Annotated in this window: 4 protein-coding genes; 2 read left to right on the top strand and 2 right to left on the bottom strand. The window is 66.0% G+C overall.

Going from position 1 to position 8,750, the window contains the following annotated elements; all coding sequences use genetic code 11:
* Positions 1 to 448: 448 nt before the first annotated feature.
* Positions 449 to 1,483, bottom strand: a complete 1,035-nt coding sequence (locus FJ980_RS28150) for an aspartate-semialdehyde dehydrogenase (RefSeq protein ID WP_140546922.1) — start codon at positions 1,481 to 1,483, stop codon at positions 449 to 451.
* A 681-nt stretch (positions 1,484 to 2,164) separates the two neighbouring features.
* On the opposite strand from FJ980_RS28150, the gene FJ980_RS28145 reads away from it, so the two are divergent.
* Complete coding sequence (locus FJ980_RS28145; protein WP_140546923.1) at positions 2,165 to 4,048, top strand: DEAD/DEAH box helicase; 1,884 nt, start codon at positions 2,165 to 2,167, stop codon at positions 4,046 to 4,048.
* 654 nt (positions 4,049 to 4,702) lie between these two features.
* Here the strand turns inward: FJ980_RS28145 and FJ980_RS28140 are convergent.
* Complete coding sequence (locus FJ980_RS28140; protein ID WP_140546923.1) at positions 4,703 to 6,586, bottom strand: DEAD/DEAH box helicase; 1,884 nt, start codon at positions 6,584 to 6,586, stop codon at positions 4,703 to 4,705.
* A gap of 681 nt (positions 6,587 to 7,267) precedes the next feature.
* On the opposite strand from FJ980_RS28140, the gene FJ980_RS28135 reads away from it, so the two are divergent.
* On the top strand, positions 7,268 to 8,302 hold the full coding sequence (locus tag FJ980_RS28135; protein WP_140546922.1) for an aspartate-semialdehyde dehydrogenase: 1,035 nt from the start codon (positions 7,268 to 7,270) through the stop codon (positions 8,300 to 8,302).
* Positions 8,303 to 8,750 lie beyond the last annotated feature (448 nt).

Raw genomic sequence — 8,750 nt, 5'->3', positions numbered from 1 at the left:
CGGGCGCAGGAGGATATCTGAGGGCTCTGGACCGATCATGAGGGCGGTTTCCCCTTCTCCCCTTGTGGGAGAAGGTGTCGCCGAAGGCGCGGGGTGTTCCAGCTTGACACGGACTTAAGCCGGCATTGAGTGCGACGGTAGAGGTCGCCAGCGTCTCACTCCGCTGGAACACCCCTCATCCGTCTCTGCGCTTCGCGCCGATCCACCTTCTCCCACAAGGGGAGAAGGAAGAAGCGCCACGGCCGAAGGCCGAGCCCGCGACTGCGGGCCGCCGGTCGTCCGGCGCCCCCGCGCAGGGCCAGCCGCGGCAGCGGCGATACGGCCCGTGAGCGAAAACCAAACGGCCGAAGGCCGAGCCTGCGACCGCAGGCCGCCGTTCGTCCGGCGCGCCCGCGCAGGGCCAGCCGCGGCAGCGGCGATACGGCCCGTGAGCGAAAACAAACTGCCGTCAGGCCGCCTTCTTCTTGGGCTGGATCAGGCCGCGCTCGACCAGGAGCTCGGCGATCTGCACGGCGTTGAGCGCCGCGCCCTTGCGCAGATTGTCGGAAACGACCCACATCGACAGGCCGTTGTCGACGGTCGAATCCTCGCGGATGCGCGAGATGAAGGTGGCGTCCTCGCCGGCCGATTCCAGCGGCGTGATATAGCCGCCGTTCTCGCGCTTATCGAGCACCTGGCATCCGGGCGCCTCGCGCAGGATGTCGCGCGCCTCATCCGCGGTGATCGGCTTCTCGAACTCGATGTTGACCGCTTCCGAATGGCCGATGAACACCGGCACGCGCACGCAGGTCGCCGTCAGCTTGATCTTGGGGTCGAGCATCTTCTTGGTCTCGGCCACCATCTTCCACTCTTCCTTGGTGAAACCGTCATCGAGGAAGACATCGATATGCGGGATGACGTTGAAGGCGATGCGCTTGGTGAACTTCTTGACGTCGACCTGGTCTGCGACGAACACGGCGCGGGTCTGGGTGAACAGCTCGTCCATGCCTTCCTTGCCGGCGCCCGACACCGACTGGTAGGTGGCGACGACGACCCGCTTGATGGTGGCGACGTCATGCAGCGGCTTCAGCGCCACGACAAGCTGCGCGGTCGAGCAGTTCGGGTTGGCGATGATGTTCCTGCGCGTGAACAGCGAGATCGCGTCCGGGTTCACTTCCGGCACGATCAGCGGCACGTCCTGATCGTAGCGGAAGGCCGACGAGTTATCGATGACGACGCAGCCCTGCTTGCCGATCTTCGGCGACCATTCCTTCGACACATTGCCGCCCGCCGACATGACGCAGATGTCGGTGTCGGAAAAATCATACTGGTCGAGCGCCTTGACCTTCAGCGTGCGGTCGCCGAAGGACACTTCGGTGCCCTGGCTGCGTCGCGACGCCAACGCCACCACTTCGCTCACCGGGAAGCCGCGCTCGTCCAGAATGTTGAGCATTTCGCGGCCCACATTGCCCGTGGCGCCGACTACCGCAACCTTGAAACTCATAAGATCTCCTGTCCCTCTCCGCTTGGTTGTTGGAGAAACCCGCCGGCCTCATGCGGGTTCCGTCCCCCGGGCCGGACCCGGGAGAGGGTGGTTAGGCCAAGGGAATCACACCGTTTTGGTGGTGGTTTTGCCGGTTTTCTTGGCCAAGAATGGGGTTTTGCTGGAACGGACGGACGCGTCTGAACGCCCGGCCCAATGGTTCACATTGTGGCTGGGGGTATCGAATGCAAGAAGAGCCATCAAAAGGCCGCGCATCGAAAAAGATCCCGTTCGAAGCGGGCTTTTACGCGGTTTGGTAAAAGAGTCAATCGGCGCAGCGCTTCTCCTTCTCCCCTTGTGGGGTGAGAAGCGGTCCGCGTTAGCGGACGAAAAGCCAATTGCTTGGCTTTTCGAGCTTCGAACGCCCTGAGCCTGCGAAGGGCCGGGTGGTGGATCGGCGCGCGGCGCCGAGACGGATGAGGGGTGTTCCAGCGGAGTGAGACGCTGGCTTTCCCTGGAGCACCCCTCATCCGGCCGCTTCGCGGCCACCTTCTCCCACAAGGGGAGAAGGGAGAGGCGGTGCCGCCTGCTCTGTACAATGGCGGCTGCAGGAAGTACGAACGGCCCAAATACCGTTGGCTGGCGCAGTGCCGGCCTTGTGCTCCATGACGAGCGCAGAACCCCGAATTCCGAAAGAAGAAAATGTCCAGTTTCGAAACGATTGTTCCTGCGCTGGCGCAAGCGCTGGAAAAACGCGGCTATGTCGCGCTGACGCCGGTGCAGAAGGCGGTGCTTGGGCCGGAGCTCGGCGAGGCCGACGCGCTGGTATCGGCGCAGACCGGCTCCGGCAAGACCGTCGCCTTCGGCCTTGCCGTGGCGCCGACGCTGCTCGGCGCTGAGCGGTTTGCTCGGGCCGGTGCGCCGCTCGGCCTGGTCGTGGCGCCGACGCGCGAGCTGGCGCTGCAGGTGCGGCGCGAGCTGGAATGGCTTTACGAGCTGACCGGCGCCGAGATCGCCTCCTGCGTCGGCGGCATGGATATGCGCACCGAGCGGCGCGCGCTGGAACGCGGCGCCCATATCGTCGTCGGCACGCCCGGCCGGCTGCGCGACCACATCACGCGCGGCGCGCTCGACATGTCGGCGCTGAAGGCGGTGGTGCTGGACGAGGCCGACGAGATGCTCGACCTCGGCTTCCGCGAGGACCTCGAATTCATTCTCGACGCAGCGCCCGCCGGGCGCCGCACGCTGATGTTTTCCGCCACCGTGCCGCGCTCCATCGCCACGCTGGCGAAGAGTTACCAGCGCGACGCCGTGCGCATCTCGGCCGGCGGCGGGGAAAAGCAGCATCTCGACATCGAGTACCGGGCGCTTTCCGTCGCGCCCGCCGATCGCGAGAACGCCATCATCAACGTGCTGCGCTACTACGAGGCAGGCAACGCGATGGTGTTCTGCAACACCCGCGCCGCCGTCAACCATCTTACAGCGCGCTTCAACAACCGCAATTTTGCGGTGGTGGCGCTGTCCGGCGAGCTCAGCCAGAACGAGCGCAGCCACGCCCTGCAGGCGATGCGCGACGGCCGTGCCAAAGTCTGCATCGCCACGGACGTCGCGGCGCGCGGCATCGACCTGCCCAATCTCGATCTCGTCATCCACGCCGACCTGCCGAGCAATCCGGAGACGCTGCTGCATCGCAGCGGCCGCACCGGGCGCGCCGGCCGCAAGGGCGTCAGCGCGCTGATCGTGCCGGGCAATGCACGCCGGCGCACAGAGCGGCTGCTCGCCAATGCCGGCCTGACCGCGGCCTGGGCGAGCCCGCCCTCGGCCGACGAGGTGCTGCGGCGCGACGACGAGCGCATCCTGGCCGATCCTTCCTTCGGCGAGCCGGTGAAGGAGGAAGAGCGCGACTTCGCCACGGCGCTTCTCGAACGGCATGGCGCCGAGCTGGTGGCCGCCGCTTTCGTGCGGCTTTGCCGGGCAAGCCGCTCGGCGCCTGAGGACCTGATCGATGTCGCGCCCTTCGCGCCATCAAAGGAGAAGTTCGCGCGCCGGGAAGAAATCTCGGGTCGCGGGGAAGAAACAACGGGCCGCCGTGACGATTTCGGCGACAGCGTCTGGTTCTCGCTGTCGGTCGGCCGCCGGCAGAATGCCGAGCCGCGCTGGCTGATCCCGATGCTGTGCCGCACCGCCGGCATGTCCAAGCGCGAGATCGGCGCCATCAAGATGCAGCCGGAAGAGACCTTCGTGCAGATCGCCGCGGACTGGGCCGACCGGTTCGTCGCCGCGATCGGCCCCGACCGCAAGCTGCAGGGCAACATCGCGGTCAGGCGGATCGACGGCACGCCGGACCTGTCGCGCGCCGGCTACCAGCCGCCGAGGCCGGAGAAAAAGCCGCATCGCGGCAAGCGGTCTTTCGACCAAGGCGCGCCCGGATTCGAGAAGCGAGCGCCAAACGAGCGTCAGCCTGCTACGGCGCTGGACACCTGGGCGAAGAAACCCGGCAAGGCGAAATTCGACAAGCCAAAGTTCGACGGGCCGAAATCCGACCAGCCGGCAAAGCGAAAGAAGCAGAAGAAGCGGCCAGCGTAGGATCGCGACGGAAGGCGGAGGCAGGCCCTCGGCGAATGCTCGGCGCTCTCTTTCGGCGGCAAATGGCAACCTTCGAGATTGGCCGGAGCGTCCGAACTTCGTCATCCACGGGCGGAGCGGGAGCGAAGCGGACGCGCAGACCCGAGGATCCATTCCGTGACCTCGCGCGAAGGGTAGAGGCGGTGGAGAACGAGGGCTTTTCTGCACCGCTGCGACGCTCATAGGTCACGGAATGGATTCTATGGTCTGCGCTGCGTCGCTTCGCTCCTTGCTCCGCCATAGAATGACGAAGGCGTGGTGGCTGCCGGCTCGCGGCGTGCGCCGGGCAAATGGCAACCTTCGAGATTGGCCGGAGCGTCCGAACTTCGTCATCCACGGGCGGAGCGGGAGCGAAGCGGTCGCGCAGACCCGAGGATCCATTCCGTGACCTCGCCCGAAGGATAGAGGCGGTGCAGAACGAGGGCTTTCTGCACCGCTGCGACGCTCCTAGGTCACGGAATGGATTCTATGGTCTGCGCTGCGTCGCTTCGCTCCTTGCTCCGCCATAGAATGACGAAGTTCGGACGCTCCGGCCAATCTCGAAGGTTGCCATTTGCCGCCGAAAGAGAGCGCCGAGCATTCGCCGAGGGCCTGCCTCCGCCTTCCGTCGCGATCCTACGCTGGCCGCTTCTTCTGCTTCTTTCGCTTTGCCGGCTGGTCGGATTTCGGCCCGTCGAACTTTGGCTTGTCGAATTTCGCCTTGCCGGGTTTCTTCGCCCAGGTGTCCAGCGCCGTAGCAGGCTGACGCTCGTTTGGCGCTCGCTTCTCGAATCCGGGCGCGCCTTGGTCGAAAGACCGCTTGCCGCGATGCGGCTTTTTCTCCGGCCTCGGCGGCTGGTAGCCGGCGCGCGACAGGTCCGGCGTGCCGTCGATCCGCCTGACCGCGATGTTGCCCTGCAGCTTGCGGTCGGGGCCGATCGCGGCGACGAACCGGTCGGCCCAGTCCGCGGCGATCTGCACGAAGGTCTCTTCCGGCTGCATCTTGATGGCGCCGATCTCGCGCTTGGACATGCCGGCGGTGCGGCACAGCATCGGGATCAGCCAGCGCGGCTCGGCATTCTGCCGGCGGCCGACCGACAGCGAGAACCAGACGCTGTCGCCGAAATCGTCACGGCGGCCCGTTGTTTCTTCCCCGCGACCCGAGATTTCTTCCCGGCGCGCGAACTTCTCCTTTGATGGCGCGAAGGGCGCGACATCGATCAGGTCCTCAGGCGCCGAGCGGCTTGCCCGGCAAAGCCGCACGAAAGCGGCGGCCACCAGCTCGGCGCCATGCCGTTCGAGAAGCGCCGTGGCGAAGTCGCGCTCTTCCTCCTTCACCGGCTCGCCGAAGGAAGGATCGGCCAGGATGCGCTCGTCGTCGCGCCGCAGCACCTCGTCGGCCGAGGGCGGGCTCGCCCAGGCCGCGGTCAGGCCGGCATTGGCGAGCAGCCGCTCTGTGCGCCGGCGTGCATTGCCCGGCACGATCAGCGCGCTGACGCCCTTGCGGCCGGCGCGCCCGGTGCGGCCGCTGCGATGCAGCAGCGTCTCCGGATTGCTCGGCAGGTCGGCGTGGATGACGAGATCGAGATTGGGCAGGTCGATGCCGCGCGCCGCGACGTCCGTGGCGATGCAGACTTTGGCACGGCCGTCGCGCATCGCCTGCAGGGCGTGGCTGCGCTCGTTCTGGCTGAGCTCGCCGGACAGCGCCACCACCGCAAAATTGCGGTTGTTGAAGCGCGCTGTAAGATGGTTGACGGCGGCGCGGGTGTTGCAGAACACCATCGCGTTGCCTGCCTCGTAGTAGCGCAGCACGTTGATGATGGCGTTCTCGCGATCGGCGGGCGCGACGGAAAGCGCCCGGTACTCGATGTCGAGATGCTGCTTTTCCCCGCCGCCGGCCGAGATGCGCACGGCGTCGCGCTGGTAACTCTTCGCCAGCGTGGCGATGGAGCGCGGCACGGTGGCGGAAAACATCAGCGTGCGGCGCCCGGCGGGCGCTGCGTCGAGAATGAATTCGAGGTCCTCGCGGAAGCCGAGGTCGAGCATCTCGTCGGCCTCGTCCAGCACCACCGCCTTCAGCGCCGACATGTCGAGCGCGCCGCGCGTGATGTGGTCGCGCAGCCGGCCGGGCGTGCCGACGACGATATGGGCGCCGCGTTCCAGCGCGCGCCGCTCGGTGCGCATATCCATGCCGCCGACGCAGGAGGCGATCTCGGCGCCGGTCAGCTCGTAAAGCCATTCCAGCTCGCGCCGCACCTGCAGCGCCAGCTCGCGCGTCGGCGCCACGACCAGGCCGAGCGGCGCACCGGCCCGAGCAAACCGCTCAGCGCCGAGCAGCGTCGGCGCCACGGCAAGGCCGAAGGCGACGGTCTTGCCGGAGCCGGTCTGCGCCGATACCAGCGCGTCGGCCTCGCCGAGCTCCGGCCCAAGCACCGCCTTCTGCACCGGCGTCAGCGCGACATAGCCGCGTTTTTCCAGCGCTTGCGCCAGCGCAGGAACAATCGTTTCGAAACTGGACATTTTCTTCTTTCGGAATTCGGGGTTCTGCGCTCGTCATGGAGCACAAGGCCGGCACTGCGCCAGCCAACGGTATTTGGGCCGTTCGTACTTCCTGCAGCCGCCATTGTACAGAGCAGGCGGCACCGCCTCTCCCTTCTCCCCTTGTGGGAGAAGGTGGCCGCGAAGCGGCCGGATGAGGGGTGCTCCAGGGAAAGCCAGCGTCTCACTCCGCTGGAACACCCCTCATCCGTCTCGGCGCCGCGCGCCGATCCACCACCCGGCCCTTCGCAGGCTCAGGGCGTTCGAAGCTCGAAAAGCCAAGCAATTGGCTTTTCGTCCGCTAACGCGGACCGCTTCTCACCCCACAAGGGGAGAAGGAGAAGCGCTGCGCCGATTGACTCTTTTACCAAACCGCGTAAAAGCCCGCTTCGAACGGGATCTTTTTCGATGCGCGGCCTTTTGATGGCTCTTCTTGCATTCGATACCCCCAGCCACAATGTGAACCATTGGGCCGGGCGTTCAGACGCGTCCGTCCGTTCCAGCAAAACCCCATTCTTGGCCAAGAAAACCGGCAAAACCACCACCAAAACGGTGTGATTCCCTTGGCCTAACCACCCTCTCCCGGGTCCGGCCCGGGGGACGGAACCCGCATGAGGCCGGCGGGTTTCTCCAACAACCAAGCGGAGAGGGACAGGAGATCTTATGAGTTTCAAGGTTGCGGTAGTCGGCGCCACGGGCAATGTGGGCCGCGAAATGCTCAACATTCTGGACGAGCGCGGCTTCCCGGTGAGCGAAGTGGTGGCGTTGGCGTCGCGACGCAGCCAGGGCACCGAAGTGTCCTTCGGCGACCGCACGCTGAAGGTCAAGGCGCTCGACCAGTATGATTTTTCCGACACCGACATCTGCGTCATGTCGGCGGGCGGCAATGTGTCGAAGGAATGGTCGCCGAAGATCGGCAAGCAGGGCTGCGTCGTCATCGATAACTCGTCGGCCTTCCGCTACGATCAGGACGTGCCGCTGATCGTGCCGGAAGTGAACCCGGACGCGATCTCGCTGTTCACGCGCAGGAACATCATCGCCAACCCGAACTGCTCGACCGCGCAGCTTGTCGTGGCGCTGAAGCCGCTGCATGACGTCGCCACCATCAAGCGGGTCGTCGTCGCCACCTACCAGTCGGTGTCGGGCGCCGGCAAGGAAGGCATGGACGAGCTGTTCACCCAGACCCGCGCCGTGTTCGTCGCAGACCAGGTCGACGTCAAGAAGTTCACCAAGCGCATCGCCTTCAACGTCATCCCGCATATCGATGTCTTCCTCGATGACGGTTTCACCAAGGAAGAGTGGAAGATGGTGGCCGAGACCAAGAAGATGCTCGACCCCAAGATCAAGCTGACGGCGACCTGCGTGCGCGTGCCGGTGTTCATCGGCCATTCGGAAGCGGTCAACATCGAGTTCGAGAAGCCGATCACCGCGGATGAGGCGCGCGACATCCTGCGCGAGGCGCCCGGATGCCAGGTGCTCGATAAGCGCGAGAACGGCGGCTATATCACGCCGCTGGAATCGGCCGGCGAGGACGCCACCTTCATCTCGCGCATCCGCGAGGATTCGACCGTCGACAACGGCCTGTCGATGTGGGTCGTTTCCGACAATCTGCGCAAGGGCGCGGCGCTCAACGCCGTGCAGATCGCCGAGCTCCTGGTCGAGCGCGGCCTGATCCAGCCCAAGAAGAAGGCGGCCTGACGGCAGTTTGTTTTCGCTCACGGGCCGTATCGCCGCTGCCGCGGCTGGCCCTGCGCGGGCGCGCCGGACGAACGGCGGCCTGCGGTCGCAGGCTCGGCCTTCGGCCGTTTGGTTTTCGCTCACGGGCCGTATCGCCGCTGCCGCGGCTGGCCCTGCGCGGGGGCGCCGGACGACCGGCGGCCCGCAGTCGCGGGCTCGGCCTTCGGCCGTGGCGCTTCTTCCTTCTCCCCTTGTGGGAGAAGGTGGATCGGCGCGAAGCGCAGAGACGGATGAGGGGTGTTCCAGCGGAGTGAGACGCTGGCGACCTCTACCGTCGCACTCAATGCCGGCTTAAGTCCGTGTCAAGCTGGAACACCCCGCGCCTTCGGCGACACCTTCTCCCACAAGGGGAGAAGGGGAAACCGCCCTCATGATCGGTCCAGAGCCCTCAGATATCCTCCTGCGCCCG

This window comes from Mesorhizobium sp. B1-1-5 (genome assembly GCF_006443065.1).
Lineage (GTDB): Bacteria > Pseudomonadota > Alphaproteobacteria > Rhizobiales > Rhizobiaceae > Mesorhizobium.
This window is presented reverse-complemented; position numbering and strand designations above follow the sequence as displayed.